15 protein-coding genes and 6 pseudogenes are annotated in these 23793 nt (G+C 67.0%); 6 read left to right on the top strand and 15 right to left on the bottom strand.

The genetic code is table 11. The features are described 5' to 3' along the window. The 3 genes and pseudogenes from BMG07_RS30750 to BMG07_RS30740 form a co-directional block, all read right to left on the bottom strand. A pseudogene (locus BMG07_RS30750) lies at positions 1-1429 on the bottom strand (pseudouridine synthase); the annotation flags it as partial. Next, the gene (gene scpB, locus BMG07_RS30745; RefSeq protein WP_198087704.1) at positions 1426-2334 is read right to left on the bottom strand and encodes an SMC-Scp complex subunit ScpB; all 909 of its coding nucleotides are present in this window, start codon (positions 2332-2334) and stop codon (positions 1426-1428) included. The gene scpB and the pseudogene BMG07_RS30750, both read right to left, overlap by 4 nt. A 130-nt stretch (positions 2335-2464) precedes the next feature. Next, a pseudogene (locus BMG07_RS30740) lies at positions 2465-3462 on the bottom strand (RluA family pseudouridine synthase). 50 nt (positions 3463-3512) lie between these two features. On the opposite strand from BMG07_RS30740, the gene BMG07_RS30735 reads away from it, so the two are divergent. Beyond that, the gene (locus tag BMG07_RS30735) at positions 3513-4319 is read left to right on the top strand and encodes an outer membrane protein assembly factor BamD (RefSeq protein ID WP_198087703.1); all 807 of its coding nucleotides are present in this window, start codon (positions 3513-3515) and stop codon (positions 4317-4319) included. 33 nt (positions 4320-4352) lie between these two features. On the opposite strand, the gene BMG07_RS30730 is transcribed toward BMG07_RS30735, so the two are convergent. Together BMG07_RS30730 and BMG07_RS30725 are read right to left on the bottom strand one after the other, a co-directional pair. Beyond that, entirely contained in the window at positions 4353-6443 is a 2091-nt protein-coding gene (locus tag BMG07_RS30730; protein WP_198087702.1) for an ATP-dependent DNA helicase, read from the bottom strand. Next, on the bottom strand, positions 6440-6643 hold the full coding sequence (locus BMG07_RS30725) for a YdcH family protein (protein ID WP_198087701.1): 204 nt from the start codon (positions 6641-6643) through the stop codon (positions 6440-6442). The genes BMG07_RS30730 and BMG07_RS30725 overlap by 4 nt, the downstream gene beginning before the upstream one ends. A gap of 106 nt (positions 6644-6749) precedes the next feature. On the opposite strand from BMG07_RS30725, the gene BMG07_RS30720 reads away from it, so the two are divergent. After that, a complete protein-coding gene (locus BMG07_RS30720) occupies positions 6750-7520 on the top strand; it encodes a PP2C family serine/threonine-protein phosphatase (RefSeq protein ID WP_198087700.1) in 771 nt (256 codons plus the stop codon). Between the two features lies 1 nt (position 7521). On the opposite strand, the gene BMG07_RS30715 is transcribed toward BMG07_RS30720, so the two are convergent. The 8 genes and pseudogenes from BMG07_RS30715 to BMG07_RS30680 all read right to left on the bottom strand — a co-directional run bounded on the left by BMG07_RS30715 (position 7522) and on the right by BMG07_RS30680 (position 18572). Further along, positions 7522-8193 (bottom strand): hypothetical protein, encoded by a 672-nt coding sequence (locus BMG07_RS30715; protein ID WP_198087699.1) that lies wholly within the window; start codon positions 8191-8193, stop codon positions 7522-7524. Further along, positions 8190-9290 (bottom strand): cell division protein ZapE, encoded by a 1101-nt coding sequence (gene zapE, locus BMG07_RS30710; RefSeq protein WP_198087698.1) that lies wholly within the window; start codon positions 9288-9290, stop codon positions 8190-8192. Before zapE ends, BMG07_RS30715 begins: the two co-directional genes overlap by 4 nt. Positions 9291-9294: 4 nt before the next feature. Next, positions 9295-10722: a dihydrolipoyl dehydrogenase gene (gene lpdA / locus BMG07_RS30705; RefSeq protein WP_198087697.1), complete on the bottom strand. Its 1428-nt coding sequence runs from the start codon at positions 10720-10722 to the stop codon at positions 9295-9297. Between the two features lie 145 nt (positions 10723-10867). Beyond that, positions 10868-12133: pseudogene (gene odhB, locus BMG07_RS30700) on the bottom strand (2-oxoglutarate dehydrogenase complex dihydrolipoyllysine-residue succinyltransferase). Between the two features lie 54 nt (positions 12134-12187). Next, positions 12188-15063 (bottom strand): annotated as a pseudogene (locus tag BMG07_RS30695) (2-oxoglutarate dehydrogenase E1 component). Positions 15064-15242: 179 nt separating this feature from the next. Next, a pseudogene (locus BMG07_RS30690) lies at positions 15243-17155 on the bottom strand (propionate--CoA ligase). Positions 17156-17281: 126 nt separating this feature from the next. After that, positions 17282-17887 (bottom strand): isochorismatase family protein, encoded by a 606-nt coding sequence (locus tag BMG07_RS30685; protein WP_198087696.1) that lies wholly within the window; start codon positions 17885-17887, stop codon positions 17282-17284. A 34-nt stretch (positions 17888-17921) separates the two neighbouring features. Continuing rightward, positions 17922-18572: a TetR/AcrR family transcriptional regulator gene (locus tag BMG07_RS30680; RefSeq protein WP_198087695.1), complete on the bottom strand. Its 651-nt coding sequence runs from the start codon at positions 18570-18572 to the stop codon at positions 17922-17924. Positions 18573-18686: 114 nt separating this feature from the next. Between BMG07_RS30680 and BMG07_RS30675 the strand changes: the two genes are divergently transcribed. From BMG07_RS30675 to BMG07_RS43130, 3 genes are read left to right on the top strand one after another with little or no spacing between them, the layout of a single operon-like run. After that, positions 18687-20309: a 4-hydroxyphenylacetate 3-hydroxylase family protein gene (locus tag BMG07_RS30675; protein WP_198087694.1), complete on the top strand. Its 1623-nt coding sequence runs from the start codon at positions 18687-18689 to the stop codon at positions 20307-20309. Between the two features lie 10 nt (positions 20310-20319). Continuing rightward, on the top strand, positions 20320-20835 hold the full coding sequence (locus tag BMG07_RS43135) for a hypothetical protein (RefSeq protein WP_269759566.1): 516 nt from the start codon (positions 20320-20322) through the stop codon (positions 20833-20835). Further along, a complete protein-coding gene (locus BMG07_RS43130) occupies positions 20832-21113 on the top strand; it encodes a hypothetical protein (RefSeq protein WP_269759565.1) in 282 nt (93 codons plus the stop codon). The genes BMG07_RS43135 and BMG07_RS43130 overlap by 4 nt, the downstream gene beginning before the upstream one ends. A 47-nt stretch (positions 21114-21160) precedes the next feature. Here the strand turns inward: BMG07_RS43130 and BMG07_RS45140 are convergent. After that, a pseudogene (locus BMG07_RS45140) lies at positions 21161-21285 on the bottom strand (PQQ-dependent sugar dehydrogenase); the annotation flags it as partial. Between the two features lie 301 nt (positions 21286-21586). Between BMG07_RS45140 and BMG07_RS30665 the strand changes: the two are divergent. Then, the gene (locus BMG07_RS30665; RefSeq protein WP_198087693.1) at positions 21587-22162 is read left to right on the top strand and encodes a C40 family peptidase; all 576 of its coding nucleotides are present in this window, start codon (positions 21587-21589) and stop codon (positions 22160-22162) included. A gap of 88 nt (positions 22163-22250) precedes the next feature. On the opposite strand, the gene lpdA (BMG07_RS30660) is transcribed toward BMG07_RS30665, so the two are convergent. Continuing rightward, positions 22251-23793 (bottom strand): dihydrolipoyl dehydrogenase (gene lpdA, locus BMG07_RS30660; RefSeq protein ID WP_198087692.1); only part of this gene is annotated, 1543 nt, incomplete at its 5' end.

The following is a 23793-nucleotide window of genomic DNA, read 5'->3' as shown; positions in this document are numbered from 1 at the left end:
GTTGCCGCGGCGCTTCTTGTTGCGTCCGTTGCGGCCGTTGCCGCCACCGCCACCCTCCTGGCCGGGGCCGCGTTGCTGTGGACCGGGCCGGGCAGCCGCGCCGCCGGAGGCCTGGAACAGCGCACGGATGTCGCGCTCGTCGAGCTCCATCCAGGCGCCGCGCTTCAGGCCGCGCGGCAGCACCATCGCGCCGTAGCGGATGCGGATCAGCCGGCTGACCGCATGGCCCACCGACTCGAACAGGCGGCGCACCTCGCGGTTGCGGCCTCGGAAATGGTCACGCGGTACCAGCAGTTGGAGCCTTCGCCGCCGCCCTCTTCGATGGTGCCGAACTGGGCCATGCCGTCGTCCAGGCGCACGCCGTCGAGCAGCTTCTGCTTTTCTTCGCTGCTGAGCGCGCCCAGCACGCGTACCGCGTACTCGCGCTCCAGGCCGAAGCGCGGGTGCATGAGCTGGTTGGCCAGGTCGCCGGAGCTGCTGAACAGCAGCAGGCCTTCGGTGTTCAGGTCGAGCCGACCGACCGACTGCCACTTGCCCTGCTGCAGGCGCGGCAGCTTGCGGAACACGGTGGGCCGGTTCTGCGGATCGTCGTGCGTGACGACTTCGCCGATAGGCTTGTGGTACGCGATGACGCGCGGCGGCGGCGGCGCGATGCGGTAGCGGATCGGCTTGCCGTTGATCTTGACCTGGTCGCCGTACTGGATGCGCTGGCCGATGTGGGCCGGCTCGTTGTTGACGGAGATGCGCCCCTGGAGAATCAGCTGCTCCATTTCGAGGCGCGACCCCAGGCCCGCCTGCGCCAGCACCTTGTGCAGCTTGGGCGAATCAGCCTCGGGCAGCAGCACGCGCTTGAGCGGCGGTACCTCGGGGCTTTCCTCGTCGGCGTCGAACTGGCCCGAAATGACGTCGGCGAAGCGGATCGGCTCGGGCGGCAGCGCATTGCGCTGCTCGCGCTCGGCGGCGCGGCGGGCACGGTCGAGATCGTCTTCTTCCTCGTCGGGCTCTTCTTCGTCCTCGTCGTCTTCGCTGTAGTCGTCATGGCTCTCGCTGCGGGTGTCGCGGCGAGCTTCCTCGGCCTTCGGCGCCTCGCGGGCCGCCTCGACGGGCGCGGGCTCGCTGACCGGCTTGGGAGCCTCCACGACGACCGGCGCCTCGGGTTCGGCGGCAGCAACCGCCACCACGGGCTCGGGCGCGAGGGCACTTCTTCGGACACCGGCGGCTCCACGACCTTCTTCTTGCGCGGCGCGCGGGGCTTCTTGGGCGCCTCGGGCTGCACTTCGGCTTGCGCCTCGACAGGCGCCGCGGACTCCTCGGACACGGCCTCGGGCGCTACCGACTCGGCCTTCTTGGGCGTGGCCGCTTTCTTCTTTTTCTTGACTTCGGGCTCGGCCGGCAGCATTGCCGCGTCGTCGGTGTCGGAGGGGCTCATGAGGTTTTTCCGGGAGAAACTGCGTGGGGGTCGACCTCGTCCGTGGACGGGGCATCGGGTTCTTGCGCCGGCTCGGGGGCCGGCTGGGTCTGGGTCTCGGGCTCGGGGTCTGCCGCGAGCTCGGCGGATGGTTCAGGCGCTGCGACCGGCAGCGTTTCGGCCTCGTTCGCGGCAGCCTCGTTTTCGGCGACTTGCGCTTGCGCAGCCTCCACGGCCTCCACCGCTTCAGCGGCCTCGACAGCTTCGGGCGGAGCATTGGTCAGCACCAGCGCCTCGGCCTCGACCGCGGCAACCGCTTCAGCAGCCACCTCGGTGTCGGCATCGCCGTCCATCGGCAACCCCTGCTGGCCGCCCGACGCCTGCTCCAGCGCATCGACCAGCGCGGCCTGCTGCGCCGGCGTCTCGATCAGCGGCAACTGGTCGAGCGATGCCAGGCCCAGGTCGTCCAGGAACTGGCGCGTGGTCGCGTACAGCGCCGGCCGGCCGACTGTTTCGCGGTGGCCGATCACCTCGACCCAGCCCCGGTCTTCCAGCTGCTTGAGGATCAACGAGTTGATCGTCACGCCGCGGATGTCTTCCATGTCGCCACGGGTGGCGGGCTGCCGGTACGCGATGATCGCCAGCGTCTCGAGCGCGGCACGCGTGTAGCGCGGCGGCTTCTCGGGGTGCAGGCGGTCGAGGTGGTCGCGCATCTCGGGCCGGCTCTGGAACCGCCAGCCGCTGCCGACGCTCACAAGCTCCAGGCCGCGCTGCGCCCAGTCTTCCTGCAATTCAAGCAACAGCACCTTGATGGTGTCCACGCCCAGCTCGTCGTCGAACAGCACGCGCAAATCGCGCACCGGCAGCGGCTGGCTCGAACAGATCAAGGCGGTTTCGAGAATGCGCTTGGCATCCGCCGTATTCATGGTTCGCGTTATCCGGGAAAAGGCGCCTGGGTAGGCGCTGGCTCACAAGGATGAAAGGAGTAGGCGTTGCCGGCACGCGGCGAGTGCAACGCAAGGCCGGCATCGAATGGCCGGCGCGGCCCTCGGGCCGTCAGGCGCGATTGTAATCCAGCCCCCAGGACTGCAACGCCTGAATGAGATCGGGCGGCGGCGGCGAGCGGAACTCCATGGGCGCCTGCGTGACAGGATGCACGAAGGCCAGCCTGAAAGCATGCAGCGCCTGGCGCGACAACCCCACGGCGGGCGCGCCGCCGTACAGCGCATCGCCCACCAGCGGATGCCCGATCGACGCCATGTGCACCCGGATCTGATGGGTACGCCCGGTTTCGAGGGTGCAACGCACCACGCAGCCTTCGGAATGGCTGTCGAGCCGCTCGATTAGCGTGCGCGCGGTCTTGCCCGGATGGCGCTCGAGGTCGACCACGGCCATGCGCAGCCGGTTGCGCGGATCGCGGCCGATGGGCGCATCGACCTGGCGGGCCGCCGCCCCCACCCAGGGCTTGTGCCCGATCGCCAGATACTGCCGCTTGACCTCGCGCGCCGCGATCAGCGCCACCATGGCGTCCATGGCGGCCCGGGTGCGCGCGACCACCATGAGGCCGCTGGTGTCGCGGTCGAGCCGGTGCACGATGCCGGCGCGCGGCAGCAGCACGGCCTTGGGGTCGAGCGCCAGCAGGCCGTTCAGCAACGTGCCGCTCCAATGCCCGGGCGCCGGGTGCACGACCAGCCCGGCCGGCTTGACGATGATGCGCAGGTGCTCGTCCTCGTGCACGGTGACGATGTCCATCGCCTCCGGGCGGAAGGCCTGGCTCTGGGGCGTGGGCCGCAATTCGATGCGCCCGCCCTGCCCCGCCTTGACGCTGGCGGACGCTTGGTGACCGTGCGCCCCTGCAGCTCGACCACGCCGGCCTCGATCAGTTGCTGGAGGTAACTGCGGGAGAATTCGGGCACCAGCGCGGCGAGCGCGCGGTCGAGCCGCTGGCCGTGCTGGGCCGGATCGACGGTGAAGGAACGAAGCTCGCTGGGCTCGACAATGTCGGCGCCCTCCTCGTGTTCGGCCGCCTCCAGGTTCTCGGGGGTATTGCCCATGGGGTCGGTCGATATAATTGAGGGTAACTGTTTCACGAAAGCCGTATGTGATGTTTCGCGCCAAATTATCGGTCCCCACCTGGATCGCGCTCAGCGCGGCGGCTCTGCTAGCAGCTGGCTGCTCGTCGACCTCCGTTGACAAGACCGCGAACTGGAGCCCCAACAAGATCTACGCGGAAGCCAAGGACGAGGCCGGATCGGGGGCCTACGACAAGGCCGTGCCGCTCTACGAGAAGCTCGAAGGCCGCGCCGCCGGCACGCCGCTCGCCCAGCAGGCCCAGCTGGAAAAGGCCTACGCCCAGTACAAGTCGGGTGAAAAGGCCAGCGCCATTTCGACCATCGACCGCTTCATGAAGTTGCACCCGGCGAGCCCCGCGCTCGACTATGCGCTTTACCTGAAGGGCGTGATCAACTTCAACGACGACCTGGGCATGTTCGCGTTCCTCACGCGCCAGGACCTGTCCGAGCGCGACCAGAAGGCCGCCAAGGAATCGTTCGAGTCGTTCAAGGACCTCGTGACGCGCTTCCCTGAATCGCGCTACGCCCCCGACTCGCGCCAGCGCATGAACTACATCGTGAACTCGCTCGCGCAGTACGAAGTTCACGTGGCCCGCTACTACTACTCGCGTGGCGCCTACCTGGCCGCCATCAACCGCGCGCAAATCGCACTGTCCGACTACCGCGAAGTGCCGGCGCTCGAAGAAGCCCTGTACATCATGGTGAAGTCGTACGACGCGCTCGGCATGAAGGACCTGCGCGACGACGCACAACGCGTGCTGACCACCAACTACCCGCAAAGCACCTACCTCGCCAACGGCTTCAAGGGCAAGGACGACCCGTGGTGGAAGGTCTGGTAAAGACCTGACCCGACGACGCGCTCGAGCAGTTGCCTAACTCTTGAGCGCGTCCAGCGCGGCGTCGAAATCGGCTTCGTTTTCGAGCCGCCGCATCGGCGGAAGCGCCGCCAGCAACCGGCGGCCGTAGCCCATGGCCACCAGGCGGGTATCACAGATCGCCAGTACGCCGCTGTCGGTTTCGCGCCGGATCAGCCGCCCCGCCCCCTGCTTGAGCGCCACCGCAGCCTCGGGCAACGAATAATCCGCGAACGAACTGCGCCCCTGCGCTTCGAGCCGCTGCGAGCGCGCCTCGACCAGCGGATCGTTGGGTGGCGGGAACGGCAGCTTGTCGATCACCACGAGTTGCAGCGCATCGCCCGGTGCATCGAAGCCTTCCCAGAACGACGCCGACGCCACCAGCACGCAGCCCGTGCGCCCACCGCTCGCGCCCTCGCGAAAGCGGTCCATCAGCACGCGTTTGGGCAGCTCGCCCTGCACCAGCACCTCGGGGCGGACTTCGTTCTCGAGCAGCTCGAAGCGCTGCCTGATCCCATCGCCGATGGTGCGCAATGCGCGCAGCGTGGTCGTCAGCACCAGCGTGCGCCCGCCGAGCTCGGTGGCGCCGCGCGCGGCCAACTCGGCGACGCGCTGGCTGTGCGAAGGATCATTGGGCTTGGGGAACGCGCGCGGCACATACAGCGCGGCCTGCGAGGCGTAATCGAACGGGCTCTGCACGCGCAGCACTTCGGCGTCGTGCAGGCCGCAGGGCTCGGTAAACCAGCGCAGCGTGGGCTCGTCGCCCAGCGTGGCGGAGGTGAAGACCCAGGCGCGGCCGCTGTCTTCCTGCGCGGGCGATGGCGTCTCGCGCGCGGGCCGTTCGCCGTAGCCGTCGAGTTCATCATCTTCATCGTCGCCCTCGCCCGCATCGGCCGAAGCATCGGCGATCTTGAGCACCCGCTTGCGCATGGCGTCGGCGATGTCCAGCGGCGACTCGACCAGCCGCAGCTGCGCGCCCACGTCGACCCAGCGCACCGAATCGACCTCGCAAGCCAGGGCAAAGCGCGCGGTGCGCTTCGCGAGTTGCCGGGAGCGCTCGTGCAGGCGCACGAAGTCGGGCGAGATTTCGCTGACAGTCGCCAGCCCCTCGGCCGCCAGCTCGAAGGAGTGCTGCAGGTCGTCCAGCGCGCTCTGCCATGCATCGGGGTCGATGCCTTCGGGCGCGGGCCCGACCCAGCGCAGCTTGGCGCCCGGCCATTGCTTGCCCACCACCAGCCGCAGCTCGCGCGCGGCGCGCTCGACGCCGGCCACCAACTGCTGCCAGTCGACCAGGCCGCGCGCATGCTGCAGGCCCGCACCCAGCATGTCGCGCGCAAAGTCGAGCGCCTGCCCGGTGCCGAGCTGCGCGCCCAGGAACTGCACGCCGGTTTCATTGAGCTGGTGGGCCTCGTCGAACACCACCACGCTCACGGTCGGCAGCAGCTCCGCCATGCCGGTTTCGCGTACCGCGAGGTCAGCGAAGAACAGGTGATGGTTGATGACGACGACGTCGGCCGCCAGCGCCTCGCGCCGCGCGAGGTTGACGTGGCAGGGCTTGAACTGCGGGCATTGCGCACCCAGGCAGTTCTCGCGCGTGGAGGTGATCAGCGGAATCAGCGGCGAGCGCTCGTCCAGCCCCGGCAGCTCGGCCAGGTCGCCGGTGCGCGTGGCCTTCGACCACTGCTCGATCTTGGCGAGCGTGCGCAGGCTGCCGCGCTCCGGCAGCGACGGATCGTGGCGCGCCGTGTCCAGGCGGTGCAGGCACAGGTAGCTGCCGCGGCCCTTGAGCAGCGCGGTGCGCACAGGCAGCCCCAGGGCCTCGACCAGCCTGGGCAGGTCGCGGCCGAACAGCTGATCCTGCAGGGTCTTGGTGGCGGTCGACAGCAGCACGCGCTCGCCGCTAAGCAGCGCCGGCACGAGGTATGAAAAGGTCTTGCCCACGCCCGTGCCCGCCTCGACCACCAGCACCCCGCCTTCGTCGATGGTGCGGGCCACGGCCATGGCCATTTCGGTCTGGCCCGAGCGTTCGCGGAATTGATCGGCGGCACGCGACAGCGCGCCGCCCTGCGCGAAAACGTCGCGCACCTTGTCTTCGAGCGCGCCCGTCACGCCGGCTCTCTCGGGTCGAGCACGTTTTCGAGGCGCGCGATCTGGTCGCGCAGCGCGAGGCGGCGTTTTTTCAGGCGCCGCAGCAGCAGCTCGTCTTGCGGCGAGCCTTCGGCCAGCCGGTCGATGGTGGCGTCGAGGTCGGCATGCTCGATGCGCAGCTCGATCAGCTGCCGGGAAAGGGAATGAAGATTGGAGTCCAACGGTGGGGAAGCGAACGCAGATTGGCGCGTCGCGTGTTCATTCGATAATACGTCCTGACTCGATCCTCCGAGAAGACAGAACCACGCGCTTCGGCGCATATGCCTCATGACTCAAGGCTTTCGACTAGCAGCGGCCACCGGACTCCACAAGGGAGACCGCCCGTACCAGCAGGACCAGGTCCTGATGATGAGTCACCCCCGCGTGCCCGGCTGCGTGCTGGGCGTCGTGGCGGACGGCATGGGCGGGCGCAGCGGCGGGCGCAAGGCCTCCGACCAGGTACTGATGACCGCCCGCCAGCTCTTCACACGCTACACGCCCGGCCGCGACGACCCCGAAGTGCTGCTCAGGCAGATGCTCGAAGACTCGCACACGGTCATCAAGCTCACGGCCGTCTCCAGCGAACAGGAGCCGCACAGCACGCTGGCCGCCTTCCTGATGACGCCCAAGGGCGACTGCGCGTGGATCCACGCCGGCGATTCGCGCATCTATCACTTCCGCGACGGGCAACTGGTCAAGCGCACGCGCGATCATTCGTACGTGCAGGCCCTGATCGACCGCGGCCAGATCAGCGAGGCGGAGGCCAATGTCCACCCGCAGGGCAACATCCTGCTGGGCTGCCTCGGGATGACGACCACGCCCCCGCCCATCGACCCGCATTACATTCCGAAGATGCAGTCCGGCGACCTGCTGATGGCATGCAGCGACGGCCTGTGGCACTACTTCACCCCCGAAGAACTGGCGAGCGTGCTCTATGCGCAGCCGCCGCGCGACGCGGTGGAAATCCTGGTGGGCGAAGCACGCCGCCGGGCGCGCGGCACCGGCGACAACATCTCGATCGCGGTGCTGAAGCTCGACGCGCTCCCGGCCGCCGGCTGAATCAGGGCGTTGCCGGCGCCGGGGTGACCGGCGGCGGAGGCGGCAGCGGCGCACCACGCGGCTTGTCGCGCGACGCGTTCTGGCGCTCGAGATTGGCCTTGTGCTCGGCCGCCCGCTTCTGCTTGTCCTCGAAGCGCTTGACGGCCTCGGGCGCCTCGGCCTGGCGCTGCGCCGTCTTGGCCTGCTCGTCGGCATGCGCCTTCTGCTTCGACTGGAAGTCGCGTTCGCGCTCGGCCGCGCCGGCCGCCGTGGAGGCACGGCTGGACGCATGGTCGGCCGCGCGCTGCTCGCGGTCCTTCTGGTTCTGGATCGACTGATCCTGCTTTTCGCGCGTGTCCTGCTCGCGCTGCGTGGCCGCCTTCTGGTCGAGCTTCTGCAGCTCGGCCGCGCCACTGCGCTGGCGCTGGATGTCGTTGAGCGCCGTTTCCTGGCGCTTGATGTTGTCGGTTTCGGTGCGACGCCGCACGCGGCTCTCGCTCAGGCAGTCTTCCACCGCGAACTTCTTGTAGCAGGCCGCGCGCTCCAGCAGAAAGCGCTTCTCGATGGCCTCGCGCTCAGAGGAGAGCCTGCGCTTCTCGGCTTCGAGGTCGAGTGTGCCCGACGCCGCATTGGACTGCGCCCACAGCGGCAGGCTGGCCAACGTCATCAACAGGGCTAGAGCGAATTTTTTCATGTGAGTCGGGTGTCGACGATACGGCGTTCAAGGGCGAGGAACTCGCTCGACTGCATTTCAGTGAGCCGGGACACCGTGCGCGGGAACTCGTGCGCCAGCGGGCCCTCGGTGTACAACGCCTCGGGCGGAACCTCAGCCGACATGATGAGCTTGCAGCGCCGGTCGTACAAGACATCGACCAACCAGGTGAAACGGCGTGCTTCCGACGCCATGCGCACCGGCATGTGCGGCACGTCGGACAGCAGGATCGTGTGGAACTGGCTCGCGATCTCGAGGTAGTCGTTCTGCGAGCGCGGACCGCCGCACAGCGTCTTGAAATCGAACCACACCACGCCACCGGCCTTGCGCCGCGCGCGGATCTCGCGCGCCTCGATGTGCAGCACCGGGTTTTCGTCGGCCACCTCGGCCAGCTTGTCGAAGGCCTTGCGCATTTCCTTCTCGGCCGCCGCGTCGTTGGGCGTGAGGTACATGCGCAGTTGCTCCAGCGTGCGGCGCCGGTAGTCGGTGCCGTTGTCGACGCTGAGCACCTCGAGCTTCTCGTTCAGAAGCGCGATGGCGGGCAGGATGCGGTCGCGGTGCAACCCACCCGGGTAAAGATCGTCGGGCTTGAAGTTCGAGGTGGTGACAAAGCCCACGCCGTTCTCGAACAGCGACACCAGCAGCCGATGAAGAATCATCGCGTCGGTGATGTCCGCCACATGGAACTCGTCGAAGCAGATCAGCTTGTAGCGCTTGGAAATGCGCAAGCCCAGCTCGTCGAGCGGATTGACCGTGCCCTGCAGCTCGCGCAGTTTGCGGTGCACTTCGCGCATGAACTCGTGAAAGTGCAGGCGCGTCTTGCGCCGCAGCGGCACGGCGTTGAAGAACAGGTCCATCAGGAAGCTCTTGCCCCGCCCGACGCCGCCGTACATGTAGACGCCGCGCGGAAGCTCCGGCCGGTTGATGAACTTCTTCAGCGCGTTCGAACGCTGGGCCTTGTAGTCGGCCCATTCGTTGGCGCACCGATCCAGCGCCTCCACGGCACGCAGCTGCGCGGGATCGGCGTGGAACCCGCGCGCAGCGAGTTCCGCCTCGTAGGCCTGTTTGACGCTGGTCAAGAGATCAGAAGTTCAGCGTGCGCTTGTCGACGGCCAGCGCGGCTTCCTTGGTGGCTTCCGACAGCGACGGGTGCGCGTGGCAGATGCGCGCGATGTCTTCCGCGCTCGCCTTGAACTCCATGGCCACCACGGCTTCGGAGATCAGCTCGCTGACCTGCGGGCCCACCATGTGCACGCCCAGGATCTCGTCGGTCGTGGCGTCGGCCAGGAACTTGACCATGCCGGTCGTGTCGCCGAGTGCGCGCGCGCGGCCGTTCGCCAGGAACGGGAAGGTGCCGGCCTTGTAGGCGCGGCCTTCGGCCTTGAGCTGCTGCTCGGTCTGGCCGACCCATGCGATTTCGGGGTGCGTGTAGATGACCCAGGGCACGGTGTTGAAGTTGACGTGTCCGTGCTGGCCGGCAATGCGCTCGGCCACGGCAACGCCCTCTTCTTCCGCCTTGTGCGCCAGCATCGGGCCGCGCACCACGTCGCCGATCGCCCACACGTTCGGCAGGTTGGTCTTGCAGTCGCCGTCGACGTTGATGGCGCCGCGCTCGTCGAGCGCCAGGCCCACGGCTTCGGGGTTCAGGCCGATGGTGTTGGGCACGCGGCCGATCGACACGATCAGCTTGTCGACGTCCAGCGTCTGCGCTTCGCCCTTGGCGTTGGTCCAGGCGATCGACACGCCCTTCTTGCCCGACTTGATTTCGCCGACCTTCACGCCGAGTTCGATCTTCAGGCCTTGCTTGTCGAAAGCCTTCTTGGCTTCCTTGGCGATCTGCTCGTCCACCGCGCCCAGGAAGGTCGGCAGTGCTTCGAGCACCGTGACTTCCGAGCCGAGGCGACGCCACACCGAACCCATTTCCAGGCCGATGACGCCCGAGCCAATCAGCGCCAGCTTCTTGGGCACCGCGCCCATGCGCAGCGCGCCGTCGTTCGACAGGATGTTTTCTTCGTCGAAGGCCGCACCGGGCAGCGCGCGGGCATTGGAGCCCGTGGCCACGATGATGTGCTTGCCGACGATGGTTTCCTCGGCGGCGCCAGCCACCTTGATCTCGTAGCCGCCTTCAGCGGCCTTCACGAACGAACCGCGACCGTGGAACGACGCGATCTTGTTCTTCTTGAACAGGTAGGTGATGCCGTCGTTGTTCTGCTTCACGACCTGGTCCTTGCGGGCCAGCATCTTGCCGATGTCGAGCGACAGGCCCGACACGTTGATGCCGTGGTCCGCGAAGCCGTGGCCGGCGTGCTCGAAGTGCTCCGACGATTGCAGCAGTGCCTTCGAGGGAATGCAGCCGACGTTGGTGCAGGTACCGCCGAGCGCGGGACCGCCCTTGGCGTTCTTCCACTCGTCGATGCAGGCCACGTTGAAGCCGAGTTGAGCGGCGCGAATGGCGGCAATGTAGCCGCCGGGGCCGCCACCGATGACGACGACGTCGAATTGTTTGCTCATGGGATTTCCGTTTCAGTTGGCGGGCGCGTCACCGGGTCTGTACCCTTCGCGAAACACCGCGGAACCGGCTTTGCCGGGCCGCAGGTGTTGCCCCCGGTAGGGGGTTGGCGAAGCGACACGAAGTGCGCGCAGCCTGGGGGTGAGATCAGATGTCGAACAGCAGGCGCGACGGGTCTTCCAGCGCTTCCTTCATGGCGACCAGGCCCAGCACGGCTTCGCGGCCGTCGATGATGCGGTGGTCGTAGCTCATGGCCAGGTAGTTCATCGGGCGGATCACGATCTGGCCGTTCTCGACCACGGCGCGGTCCTTGGTCGCGTGCACGCCCAGGATGGCCGATTGAGGCGGGTTGATGATCGGGGTCGACAGCATCGAGCCGAAGGTGCCGCCGTTCGAGATGGAGAACGTGCCGCCGGTCATGTCTTCGATGCCCAGCTTGCCGTCTTGCGCCTTCTTGCCGAACTCGGCGATCTTCTTCTCGATGTCGGCGAAGCTCATCTGGTCTGCATTGCGCAGGATGGGCACCACCAGGCCGCGCGGCGAACCGACGGCGATACCGATGTCGAAGTAGCCGTGGTACAGGATGTCGTTGCCGTCGACCGAGGCGTTGATCACCGGGTACTTCTTCAGCGCGTGCACGGCCGCCTTCACGAAGAAGGACATGAAGCCGAGCTTCACGCCGTGTTCCTTGGTGAAGCTGTCCTGGAAGCGCTTGCGCAGGTCCATGACCGGCGCCATGTTGACTTCGTTGAAGGTCGTCAGGATGGCGTTGGTCGACTGCGACTGGATCAGGCGCTCGGCGATGCGGGCGCGCAGGCGGCTCATCGGCACGCGCTGTTCGGGGCGCTCGCCCAGGTCGGGCGCGCCGGTCGGTGCGCTCACTTGCTGCAGCGCGGGCTTGGCGGCCGGTGCGGGGATGGTGGCCGCGGGCTTGGCGCCCGAAGCAACCGCGCCCAGCACGTCGCCCTTGGTGACACGGCCGTCCTTGCCCGAGCCAGCCACGTCGCTGGTCTTCAGGTTGTTGTCGGCCAGCAGCTTGGCGGCGGCGGGCATGGCCACGTCGGCCTTCGAACCGCCGGTGGCGGCTGCGGCTGCGGCGGCAGCGGCCGGGGCAGGCGCGGCGGCGGCCGGTGCGGCGGCAGCAGCTGCAGCCGGCGCGGCGCGAAGCCTTGCCTTCGGTGTCGATCTTGGCGATCAGCTGATCGGCCACCACCGTGGCGCCGTCGGGCTGCACGATTTCGGCCAGCACGCCGGCCGACGGCGCGGGCACTTCGAGCACGACCTTGTCGGTCTCGATCTCGATCAGGATTTCATCGACGGCGACGCTTCGCCGGCCTTCTTCTTCCAGGTCAGCATGGTGGCTTCGGCCACGGATTCGGAAAGCTGGGGGACTTTGACTTCTACGATAGACATGTGGAGTGAGCTCCGTTTTGTTCTTGAGGGTGTTCGTGTGAAAAGAGGACGGGTTTACTTGGTCAGCACGAAGCCCTTGAGCTTGGCGAACGCGCCGTCGACCAGCGCCTTCTGCTGTTCCTGGTGCAGGTGCGAGTAGCCCACCGCCGGCGACGCCGAAGCGGCACGGCCGGAGTAGCCGAGCTTCTGGCCGTCTTGCATGTTTTCGTGGATGTAGTGCTGCACGAAGAACCAGGCGCCCTGGTTCTGCGGCTCGTCCTGGCACCAGACCACGTCCACGAGGTTGGGGTACTTCTTGATCTCGGCGGCAAAGGCCTTGTGCGGGAACGGATAGAGCTGCTCGACGCGGATGATCGCCACGTCGTCGTCGCCCTTTTCCTCGCGCTTCTTGGCCAGGTCGTAGTAGACCTTGCCCGAGCAGGCGATCAGGCGCTTGACCTTCTCGGCCTTCAGGGCCTTGCTTTCCGGGATCACGGTCTGGAAGCTGCCCTTGGTGAACTCGGACAGCGGCGAGGTCGCGTCCTTGTTGCGCAGCAGCGACTTGGGCGTCAGGATGATCAGCGGCTTGCGCAGGTTGCGCACCATCTGGCGACGCAGCACGTGGAAGATCTGGCTGGCCGTGGTGGGTTGCACCACCTGCATGTTGGTGTCCGCGCTCAGCTGCATGAAGCGCTCCAGGCGTGCCGAGCTGTGCTCGGGGCCCTGGCCTTCGTAGCCGTGCGGCAGCATCATGGTCAGGCCGTTGACGCGGCCCCACTTCACTTCGCCCGAAGCGATGAACTGGTCGATCACCACTTGCGCGCCGTTCACGAAGTCGCCGAACTGGGCTTCCCAGATGACGAGCGTGTTCGGGTCGTTCGAGGCGTAGCCGTATTCGAACGCGAGCACGGCTTCTTCCGACAGGATCGAGTCGATCACGACGAACGGCGCCTGGTTTTCAGCCACGTTCTGCAGCGGCGTGAAGGTGCCGGTGTCGAACTTCTCGCGGTTCTGGTCGTGCAGCACGGCGTGGCGGTGCGTGAACGTGCCGCGGCCCGAGTCTTCGCCCGACAGGCGCACCGGGTAGCCGCTGGCCACCAGCGAGGCGAAGGCCATGTGCTCGCCCATGCCCCAGTCGATGTTGACATCGCCGCGACCCATGGCGGCGCGGTCGTCCAGCACCTTCTTCACGAGCGGGTGCACGGTGAAACCGGCGGGCACGGTCGTGATCTTCTCGGCCAGGCGCTTCCACTCGCTCGAGGGAATGGCGGTGTCGCCGGCGTCGGTCCACTTCTTGTTGAGGTACGGGCTCCAGTCGACGGCGTACTTGCTCTTGAAGTTGGTGAGCACGGGGTCGACCGTGTTCTTGCCTTCGTCGAACGCGGCGCGCTGCGCCTTGACCATGTCGTCGCCGAGCGTCTCGCCCAGGCCTTGCGCCGCCAGCTTGTCGGCGTACAGCTTGCGCGTGCCGGGGTGCTTGGCGATCTTCTTGTACATCAGCGGCTGGGTGAGCGAAGGCGTGTCCTGCTCGTTGTGGCCCAGCTTGCGGAAGCAGATGATGTCGACGACCACGTCCTTCTGGAATTCCATGCGGAACTCGAGCGCGAGCTGGGTGGCGAGCACCACGGCTTCAGGGTCGTCGCCGTTCACGTGCAGCACCGGTGCGTCGACCATCTTGACGATGTCGGTGCAATACAGCGTCGAGCGGCTGTCGCGCGGGTCGCTGGTGGTGAAGCCGATCTGGTTGTTGATGACGATGTGCACCGTGCCGCCGGTGGAATAACCACGGGTTTCGGCCAGCGCCAGCGTTTCCATCACGACGCCCTGGCCCGCGAAGGCGGCGTCGCCGTGCACGATCACGGGCAGCACCTGCTTGCCCAGCGGGTCGCCGCGGCGATCCATGCGGGCGCGCACCGAGCCTTCGACCACGGGGTTCACGATTTCAAGGTGCGACGGGTTGAACGCCAGGCTCAGGTGCACCGGGCCGCCGGGGGTGGTGACGTCCGAGCTGAAGCCCTGGTGGTACTTGACGTCGCCGCTGGGCAGCTCTTCGGGGGCGGTGTGGTCGAACTCGGCGAACAGGTCGGCGGGCATCTTGCCCAGCGAGTTCACCAGCACGTTCAGCCGGCCGCGGTGGGCCATGCCGATCACGATTTCCTGCACGCCCTTGGCGCCGGCCTGGTTGATCAGCTCGTCCATCGCGACGATGAAGCTCTCGCCGCCTTCGAGCGAGAAGCGCTTCTGGCCGACGTACTTGGTGTGCAAGAAGCGCTCGAGCCTTCGGCGGCCGTCAGGCGGTTCAGCACGTGCTTCTTCTGCTCGGCGCTGAGCTTGGGGTTGGTGCGGGCGCTTTCGAGCCGCTGCTGCCACCAGCGCTTGTGGTTCTGGTCGGTGGTGTACATGTACTCGGCACCCATGGTGCCGCAGTACGTTTCACGCAGTGCGTTGAGCAGGTCGCGCAAGGACATGGTGTCCTTGCCGAAGAAGGTGTTGCTGGTGTTGAACACCGTCTCGAGGTCGGCGTCGGCGAAGCCGTAGAACGAGGGCTCGAGTTCGGGGATCGACGGACGCTCGGCGCGCTTGAGCGGGTCGAGGTCGGCCCAGCGGGCGCCGACGTTGCGGTAGGCGGCGATCAGTTGCTGGACTGCGGTGCGCTTGCGGCCGAGTTCGGAATCGGCGCCGCTGGCCACCACGACCTTGGTCGTGCCCTGCTTCGCGCGTTCGGCGAAAGCATTGATGACGGGCAGGTGGGGAACGTCGCGGGCGTTGGTGCCGTCGGCGGCGGGGACATTCTGCAGCGCGTCGAAATACGAACGCCAGTTGTCGGGCACGCTGCCGGGGTTGGAGAGGTAGTTTTCGTACATCTCTTCGACATAGGGCGCATTGCCGCCGAAGAGGTAGGTGTTGCCTTGATAGGCGGTGTACGCCGATGGCGTCGATGAATCGCTCATGATCCGCTGACCTTCGCTTCCCTGAGGGAAGCACTAGCTGGTTAAGAAACCTTCCGCGACACGGCTGAACCGGTTGGCGGATGCGACTGTGGCTGGGGAAGGGCCTGAGTACCTTGGCATTGTGCCACGTCAACCATATGACGGTTCGGAGTTGATGCGCAAGCCCCACGCCCTCTCATTCACACGGAAGAAAGTAACTGTTTGATCTGCTGCAGCGTCGAGGGGTCGTCGATGGTGGTCAGGTCGCCCGGGTCGCGCTGTTCGCACACGGCCTGGATGGCGCGGCGCAGCAGCTTGCCGCTGCGCGTCTTGGGCAGCCCGCTCACGAAGCGCACGCGCGCCGGCCGGGCCAGCGCGCCGAGCTGGTCGGCCACCACCTTCATGATCTCGCCCTCGAGCTTGAGCGCCACGTCGCGTCGGCCAGGGCCTTGCCGTCCTTGGGGACGACGAAAGCCATCGCGACCTGGCCCTTGAGCGCATCGGCCACGCCGACCACCGCCACTTCGGCGACGTTGGCATGGCCCGAGATGCTCTCTTCGATCTCGCGCGTGCCCAGGCGGTGGCCCGCCACGTTGATCACGTCGTCGGTGCGCCCGAGGATGTAGAAATAACCGTCGGCATCGCGAATGCCCCAGTCGAAGGTCGAATAGACCATCTTGCCGGGCACGCTTTTCCAGTAGGTGTTGACGAAGCGCGCGTCGTCCTTCCACACGGTCTGCATGAAGCCCGGCGGCGTCGGGCCCTCGACCACGACCACGCCCTTCTCGTTCGCGCCGGTCAGCTCTTCACCCGTCGACTCGTGCAGGATCTTGATGCGGTAGCCGTACATCGGCACGCCCGGGCTGCCGAACTTGCTGGGCTTGGCCTCGACGCCGTTGGCGATGGTGATCATCGGCCAGCCCGATTCGGTCTGCCAGTAGTTGTCGATGATCGGCACGCCCAGGCCCTCGCTGATCCAGCGCGCGGTGGGCTCGTCCAGCGGCTCGCCGGCCAGGAACAGCGCGCGCAGGGTCGAGAGGTCGTACTTTTTCAGCAGCGCCGGGTCCTGCTTCTTGAGCACGCGCACCGCGGTGGGCGCGCTGAACATCACCGTCACCTTGTATTTTTCGACCAGGCGCCACCAGATGCCGCCGTCGGGCTGCTTGTCGATGCCCTGCGTGGGCAGGCCCTCGTACATGATGGTCGCCATGCCCGCGATCAGCGGTCCGTAGACGATGTAGCTGTGGCCCACGACCCAGCCGATGTCGCTGGTCGAGAAATAGGTTTCGCCGGGCCGGCCGTCGAAGATGTGCTTCATGCTCGCGGCCAGCGCCACCGCGTAGCCGCCCACGTCGCGCTGCACGCCCTTGGGCTTGCCGGTGGTGCCGCTCGTGTAGATGGTGTAGCTGATGTCGGTCGAGGCGAGCCACGTGCAGGGCACCTTGGCGTCGATGTGCTTGCGGCGCAGGTCTGCCGCCAGGTGGTCGCGCCCTGCCGTCAGCTCCATGGGCGCCAGGCCGCGGTCGGTCAGCAGCACGGCCGCGGGCTTGTACTTCGACAGCCGGATCGCCTCGTCGAGCAGCGGCTTGTACGCGATGACCTTGCCGCCGCGCGAGCCCGCGTCGGCGCTCACGATCACCTTGGGTTCGGCGTCCTCGATGCGCGTGGCCAGCGACCCGCTCGCGAAGCCGCCGAACACCACGCAATGGATGGCGCCGATGCGCGCGCAGGCCAGCATCGCGAACGCGGCCTCGGGAATCATCGGCATGTAGATGAGCACGCGGTCGCCCTTGCCCACCCCCAGTTCGACCAGGCTCGCTGCGGTGCGCTGCACCTCGGCATGCAGCTCGTCGAAGCTGTAGCTCTTTTCGACGCCGGTTTCGGTCGACACGAAGATCAGCGCGGGCTGGCTGCCGCGCGCGGCCAGGTGCCGGTCGACGGCGTTGTGGCACAGGTTGGTGGTGCCGCCCACGAACCAGCGCGCGAACGGCGGCTGGCTGGCGTCGAGGACCTGCTGCGCGGGCGTGTGCCAGTCGATCAGCTTGGCCTGCTCGGCCCAGAAGGCCTCGGGCGCATCGACGGACTGGCGGTAGAACTCTTCATAGCGGCTCATCTGGACTTGTCTCCGTTTTATGTTTCCGTTCCGGCGGCAGCGCCAAAACTGAATTCATAATTATGGAGACCGATCTTGCAGCAAGCTGACGACCGGAACAATCCGGTCGACTCCCACCGCGCCGGCTTATCGGATCAGGGCTTGCAGGTCGCGGAACGCCGGGTGCTCGGCGGTGCGCAGCCACTCGAAGCCGACCATCTCGGTCGTCACGAGCTCGGCGCCTGCACCGGCCAGCCGGTCGAAGGCGGCGTCGCGGTTGCGCTCGGTGCGCGAGCTGCAGGCGTCGGTGACGACCCACACCTCGAACTCGTCTTCCAGCAGGTCGAGCGCCGTCTGCAGCAGGCAGACATGCGCTTCGCAGCCGGCAATGACGATGGTGTTGCGCTCTTCAGGCGCGGCCTGCGGTTTCTGCAGATGCTTCGGCAGGCTGCGGGCATTGCCCTGCGGCGCGGCCTTGGCGGGCGCGCGCAGCCATTCGCCGAGGCCCTCTTCCACGCCGCTGAAGTGCATCTTGGCCAGCGTCTTCTTGCACAGCGCGCGGATGTCCGGCAGGTTTTCGCCGAGCTTGGACGGGTTCTGCTCGGTGCCCCAGACCGGCACGTCGACCCATTGCGCCATCTGGCCGAGGCGCACGGCGTTCTTCGCAACGGCCTCGTTTTCGAAGACCGCCGGCATCAGCCGTGCCTGGTAATCGACCAGCACGAGTTGGGATTGCGAAGCGTCGAGCAGCATGAACAGTTTCTTTCTTGTAGAGGTTGAGCTTGGGCTAAACCGTACCACCGAAAAGACCGGGTTGGCCCGCGCCGGCGGCAACGCGCTGAACGAGTTGCGCCACGTAGGTCTTGAACAGCGCGTCGGCCGACTGCCTGAACATGCGGATGCGCCCCGTGTGCTGCATCAGCAGCAGGCCCACGCCATGTGCGAACAGCGAGGTGTTTTCCCGCAGGGCGTCATCGGCGTCGAGTCCCATGGCCTGCAGCGCGTCTTCGCAGGGGCGCAGGGCCTGATGGAGGTGATCGTTCAGTTCGTGGTCGAGCTCACTGGTCAGTCCGCGCGGGCGCATGCCCTGCACCAGGTAGAAGCCCAGGTCGAGTTCGCGCGGGTTCGCGGCATAGAAGTCGAACCAGGCCTGAGCCTTGGCGGCCAGCGTGAGGTCGGGGCGGCCTTGCGACTCGGGAGCGTCGGTCACGGCTGCCTGCAGCCGCTGGATCGACTCGTCCAGCAGGGCCGCGTAAATCGCTTCCTTGCTCTCGAAGTACGAGTAGATCGCCCCCGGCGTGTAGCCGGCCTTGCGCGCGATTTCCCGAATGCTCGCGCCCTCGATGCCGGCCTCCAGGAACACGGCGCGCGCCGCGTCGAGCACGAGCGCGCGGCGCGCGTCGGTGAGCGCCTGGCGGCGTTGGAGCTTGGCTTGCATGGCAGGGACTATAGCGCCCCGATTGATCGCCGAATCAATTTTCTGAGCATTGATCAATAAATTGAACAGTGTTTAAATCTTGCTCGAAGCACACCACGATGGAGACATGAAACGATGAACGCCCCACTTCCCGCCGCCTCGCTGATGTCCGGCGCCGACTACCGCGACTCGCTGCGCCGCTACCGCTCCAGCGTCTTCGTGGACGGCCGCCGCGTCGACAGCGTGGCCGACGAGCCCGCCTTCCAGCCCGGTATCAATGCGATCGCCCTCACCTACGACTACGCGCTGAAGTCGGAATACGAGCCGCTGATGACCGCCGTGCAGCACACCAGCGGCAAGCGCGTGAACCGGCTTTCGCACATCAACACCAGCGCCGGCGACCTGCTCAACAAGCTCGAGGCCGTGCGGCTGGTCTGCCAGGAAACCGGCTGCGCCCAGCGCTATCTGACGCACGATGCGCTCAACGCCATCGCCCAGGTGTCGGCGCACATCGACGACGCACGCGGCAGCACCGAGCACACCGCCCGCTTTCGCGAGTACCTGCACCGCGTGCAAGACCAGGACCTGACGCTGGGCGTGGCCATGACCGACGCCAAGGGCGACCGTAGCCGCCGGCCGCACGAGCAGGCCAACGTCGACAGCTACCTGCATGTGGTCGAGCGCAACGCGCGCGGCATCGTCATCTCGGGCACCAAGGCCATCGTGACTGGCGCGCCCTACGTGCATGAACTGCTGGTCATGCCCTGCCGCAACATGGGCAAGGAAGACGCCGACTTTGCCGTCTGCTGCGCCGTGCCGCTGGACGCGCCGGGCCTCACCATCGTCGCGCGACCGGCCGGCCGGCCCGGCGAAAAGCTCGAGCATGGCGATGCCCTCTTCAGCCGCAAGTACGGCCAGAGCACCGGCGTGTGCATGTTCGACAAGGTCTTCGTGCCGTGGGAGCACGTGTTCTACGCCGGTGAATGGGAGCACTCGGGCCACCTGACCTACAGCTACGCCACGCACCATCGCCACAGCTGCATCGGCGCCCGCGCGGGTTTCGGCGATTTGCTGATCGGCGCCGGCGCGCTGATGTGCGAGGCCAACGGCTTCGACCCCGGCAAGGAAAGCCACCTGCGCGAGCAGATGGTCGAGCTCATCACCATCACCGAGAGCTTTTTCGCCTGCGGCGTGGCGGCCAGTGTCTACGGCAAGGCCGACGAGCACTGCGAGGTCTTCATGCCCGACCCGGTGTTCAGCAACATCGGCAAGCTGCTGCTGGCCACGAAGATCTACGACATGCACCGCATCGCGCACTACGTGAGCGGCGGGCTGATCGTCACCCTGCCCGGCCCCGACGAAGACCACAACCCCGAGACCGCCGCCCGCCTGTCGGACGTGCTGCGCGCCAACCCGGCCATTCCCTACGAACAGCGCATCGAGACCGCGCGCTTCATCGAAGACCTCACGGCCGGCTACCAGGGCGGCTGGTACAGCGTGATCAGCCTGCACGGCGGCGGCTCGCCTGCGGCCATGAAGCAGGAAATCTGGCGCAACTACCCGGTCGGCTCGAAGGTGGAGCTGGTCGAGCGCATCCTCGAGCGCGGCATCGCGGCCGACGGGTCGCCCGCCGCCGCGCCGCACGACCCGGCCCGCGCCATCACCCGCAACCGCCAGCCCGGCAAATGCTGCGACACCGGCTGCACCACGCCGGGCCAGCCCGTGATGGTCGAACTGCCGGCGTCTCAGCGCGCCTAAACTGCGGCGCATGAAGCTTGCGTCGACGCGCCTTTGCCTCGTGGCCCTGGGGGTCGGCGCCGCGCTGTTGGTCGCGGCCTGCGGCGGCGTGCGCGCCACCACCGTGCCGCTGGCGACCACGCTCGACAAGAGCCGCTGCGCGCGCAACGTCGACACCCTGCTGGTCATGCTGCCCGGCGCCTACTCCACCCCCGACGAGTTCGAGCGCGAGGGCTTCGTGCAGGCCGTGCGCGACGCCCGGCTCGCGGCCGACGTGATGCGGGTCGACGCGCACCTGGGCTACTACAACAACAAGACCATCCTCGAGCGCCTGAGCGCCGACGTGATGGCGCCCGCGCGCAAACAAGGCTACCGCCACATCTGGATCGTCGGCATCTCGGTCGGCGGCTTCGGCGGGCTGCTCTATGCGCAGACGCATCCCGGCGAACTCGCCGGCGTGGTGACGCTGGCACCCTACCTCGCGAACGCGCGCAAAGCACCGACATCGCCAACGCGGGCGGCCTCGCACGGTGGCAAGGGCCGTTGACCGATCCGCGCGAAGGCGTTCCGCGCACGCCGAACGAAACGCAACTCTGGCAATGGCTGCGCGGCTATGTCGGCTTCACGCAGACCGCCGCCCCGCGCCCGCCGCTCTACCTGGGCTACGGCGTGGACGACCGCTTCGCCTTCAGCCACCGGCTGCTGGCGGCGGCGCTGCCCGCCGAGCGCGTCTTCACGACCGAAGGCGGCCACGACTGGCCGGAGTGGAAACGCCTGTGGCAGCGCATGCTGCCGACACTGCCGTTGCCGGGCTGCCCCGGCTGACGGCGCGAACGCTTCAGCCTCAGTTCGGCCGCAGGCGCAGCGGCTTGCCGTCCGGGGCGCTCGGTCACCAGAAACGCCCGCCGGGCAGAAAGCTCACGCCCCGGGGGTTTTCGAGGCCGGAAGCCACGGTTTCGGGTCGGGCCTGCGCCAATACGGCGCTACAGAACCCCAGCTCGAGGACGGCGGCGGTTCAGCCAAAAGTATTCATCGGCGCAATAATCCGCAAGATCATGACTTTTCCAGGCAGATAGCGCAATCTTGACGACGAATAGCAACCAGGACGAGCCTGGACCGGTGTTTACCTCAATGACGAGGGCCCATTCCGTGACAACCACTTATGGGCCATAAACGTTCACCGTTACATTTTTTCTTGGGCCGAATTGAAAATCCTGATGTAAATCAATGGTTTACGGATGTAATCGCTAATTCTGTTTAAATTGACATAACCGCGCGTCATCAATATCCTACGCGCCATGCGTTTTTTCGTCCTACCCGCGTCCCTCCTGCTTGCCGTCGCTGCCCACGCAGCCCCCCAACAGGACCGATCAGACGACGAGATGGCCCGAATGCTTGCAGACAAAGGCCTGATCGGCCAGTTGCAACAGGTCCGTCAAACAGTCTCCGAACGAACTTCCGACCTCGTGGTCACGGCCATCGGCTTCCTCGGCGTGCCTTACCGTCGCGGTGGCAACACCGCTGAAGCCGGCTTCGACTGCAGCGGCTTCGTTCGTGCCATGTACAACCAGACGGTGGGCCACATGCTCCCCCGTCGCGCCGAAGAGCAAGCCGCCGCCACCGAGAAGATCGATCGCGAACAGCTCAAGCCCGGCGACCTCGTGTTCTTCAACACCATGCGCCGCGCCTTCAGCCACGTCGGCATCTACGTCGGCGAAGGCAAGTTCATCCACTCGCCCCGCTCCGGCGCCCAGGTTCGCGTGGAAGACATGAACGGCAGCTACTGGCAACGCCGCTTCGACGGCGCCCGCCGCGTGCTGGCCGGCCCGGCGGACGAAGTGAAGGCGGCGGCAGTCGCGCACAGCGGCAACTGATCCCTCCCTGGATGGAAATCCAGGACGAAAAAATCCCGCCGCGGCGGGATTTTTCATGGGCGCTCGGCGAGCGCCCTTTCCATGAATATCAGCTCTTGCGGGCCGGCGGCAAGTCGGTGCAAGTGCCGTGCGCCACTTCCGCCGCCATGCCGATGCTTTCGCCCAGCGTCGGGTGCGGGTGGATGGTCTTGCCGATGTCGATCTCGTCGGCGCCCATCTCGATGGCCAGCGCGATCTCGCCGATCATGTCGCCCGCGTGCGTGCCGACGATGCCGCCGCCCAGGATGCGGTGCGTCTCGGCGTCGAACAGCAGCTTGGTGAAGCCCTCGTCGCGGCCGTTCGCGATGGCGCGGCCCGAAGCGGTCCACGGGAAGTGGCCCTTCTTGATCTTGATGCCTTCGGCCTTCGCCTGGTCTTCGGTCAGGCCGACCCATGCCACTTCGGGGTCGGTGTAGGCCACGCTCGGGATCACGCGGGCGTTGAACGCGGCGCTGGACAGCTCCTTGTCGCCCTTCTGCTCGCCGGCAATGACCTCGGCCGCCACGTGGGCCTCGTGCACCGCCTTGTGCGCCAGCATGGGCTGGCCCACGATGTCGCCGATGGCGAAGATGTGCGGCACGTTGGTGCGCATCTGGATGTCGACCGGGATGAAGCCGCGATCGCTCACCGACACGCCGGCCTTCTCGGCGCCGATCTTCTTGCCGTTCGGGCTGCGGCCCACGGCCTGCAGCACCAGGTCGTACACCTGCGGCTCCTTGGGCGCGTTCTCGCCCTCGAAGGTCACCTTGATGCCTTCCTTCGTGGCCTCGGCCCCGACCGTCTTGGTCTTGAGCATGAGGTTGTCGAAGCGCGGCGCGTTCATCTTCTGCCAGACCTTCACGAGGTCGCGGTCGGCGCCCTGCATCAGGCCGTCGAGCATTTCGACCACGTCCAGGCGCGCGCCCAGCGTGGAATACACCGTGCCCATTTCGAGGCCGATGATGCCGCCGCCCAGGATCAGCATGCGCTTGGGGTCGGTGCCCATCTCGAGCGCGCCGGTCGAGTCGACCACGCGCGGGTCCTTCGGCATGAAGGGCAGGCTCACGGCCTGCGAACCGGCCGCGATGATGGCGTTGCGGAACTTGACGGTCTGCTTGCTGCCCGTGGTGTCCCAGCTGGTGCCGGAGGTTTCTTCGACCTCGAGGTGGTACGGGTCGATGAAGTTGCCGACGCCGCGCAGCACCGTCACCTTGCGCATCTTGGCCATGGCCGTGAGGCCGCCGGTGAGCTTTCCCACCACCTTGTTCTTGTGGCCGAGCAGCTTGGCGCGGTCGACCGTGGGGGCGGCGAAGCTCACGCCCAGGTCGGCGAAGTGCTTGACCTCGTCCATGACGGAAGCCACGTGCAGCAGGGCCTTCGACGGAATGCAGCCGACGTTCAGGCACACGCCGCCGAGGGTGGCGTAGCGCTCGATCAGCACGACCTTCAGGCCCAAGTCGGCCGCGCGGAAGGCGGCCGAGTAGCCGCCGGGGCCGGCGCCGAGCACGACCACGTCGCACTCGACATCGACCTTGCCGCCGTAGCTCGACACGGCCACGGCCGCCGAAGCGGGGGCCGGCGCGGGCGCGGCCTTGGACGCGGCGGGTGCGGGG

This window comes from Variovorax sp. E3, from assembly GCF_016082275.1.
Classification (GTDB): domain Bacteria; phylum Pseudomonadota; class Gammaproteobacteria; order Burkholderiales; family Burkholderiaceae_C; genus Variovorax.
This window is presented reverse-complemented; position numbering and strand designations above follow the sequence as displayed.

Coding starts and splice junctions, on each gene's coding strand:
- lpdA (WP_198087697.1), bottom strand. CDS start 10,722: ATGAGCAAACAATTCGACGTCGTCGTCATCGGTGGCGGCCCCGGCGGC.
- BMG07_RS30720 (WP_198087700.1), top strand. CDS start 6,750: ATGACTCAAGGCTTTCGACTAGCAGCGGCCACCGGACTCCACAAGGGA.
- scpB (WP_198087704.1), bottom strand. CDS start 2,334: ATGAATACGGCGGATGCCAAGCGCATTCTCGAAACCGCCTTGATCTGT.
- BMG07_RS30680 (WP_198087695.1), bottom strand. CDS start 18,572: ATGCAAGCCAAGCTCCAACGCCGCCAGGCGCTCACCGACGCGCGCCGC.
- BMG07_RS43135 (WP_269759566.1), top strand. CDS start 20,320: ATGAAGCTTGCGTCGACGCGCCTTTGCCTCGTGGCCCTGGGGGTCGGC.
- BMG07_RS30735 (WP_198087703.1), top strand. CDS start 3,513: ATGTTTCGCGCCAAATTATCGGTCCCCACCTGGATCGCGCTCAGCGCG.
- BMG07_RS30675 (WP_198087694.1), top strand. CDS start 18,687: ATGAACGCCCCACTTCCCGCCGCCTCGCTGATGTCCGGCGCCGACTAC.
- BMG07_RS30665 (WP_198087693.1), top strand. CDS start 21,587: ATGCGTTTTTTCGTCCTACCCGCGTCCCTCCTGCTTGCCGTCGCTGCC.
- BMG07_RS30685 (WP_198087696.1), bottom strand. CDS start 17,887: ATGCTGCTCGACGCTTCGCAATCCCAACTCGTGCTGGTCGATTACCAG.
- BMG07_RS30715 (WP_198087699.1), bottom strand. CDS start 8,193: ATGAAAAAATTCGCTCTAGCCCTGTTGATGACGTTGGCCAGCCTGCCG.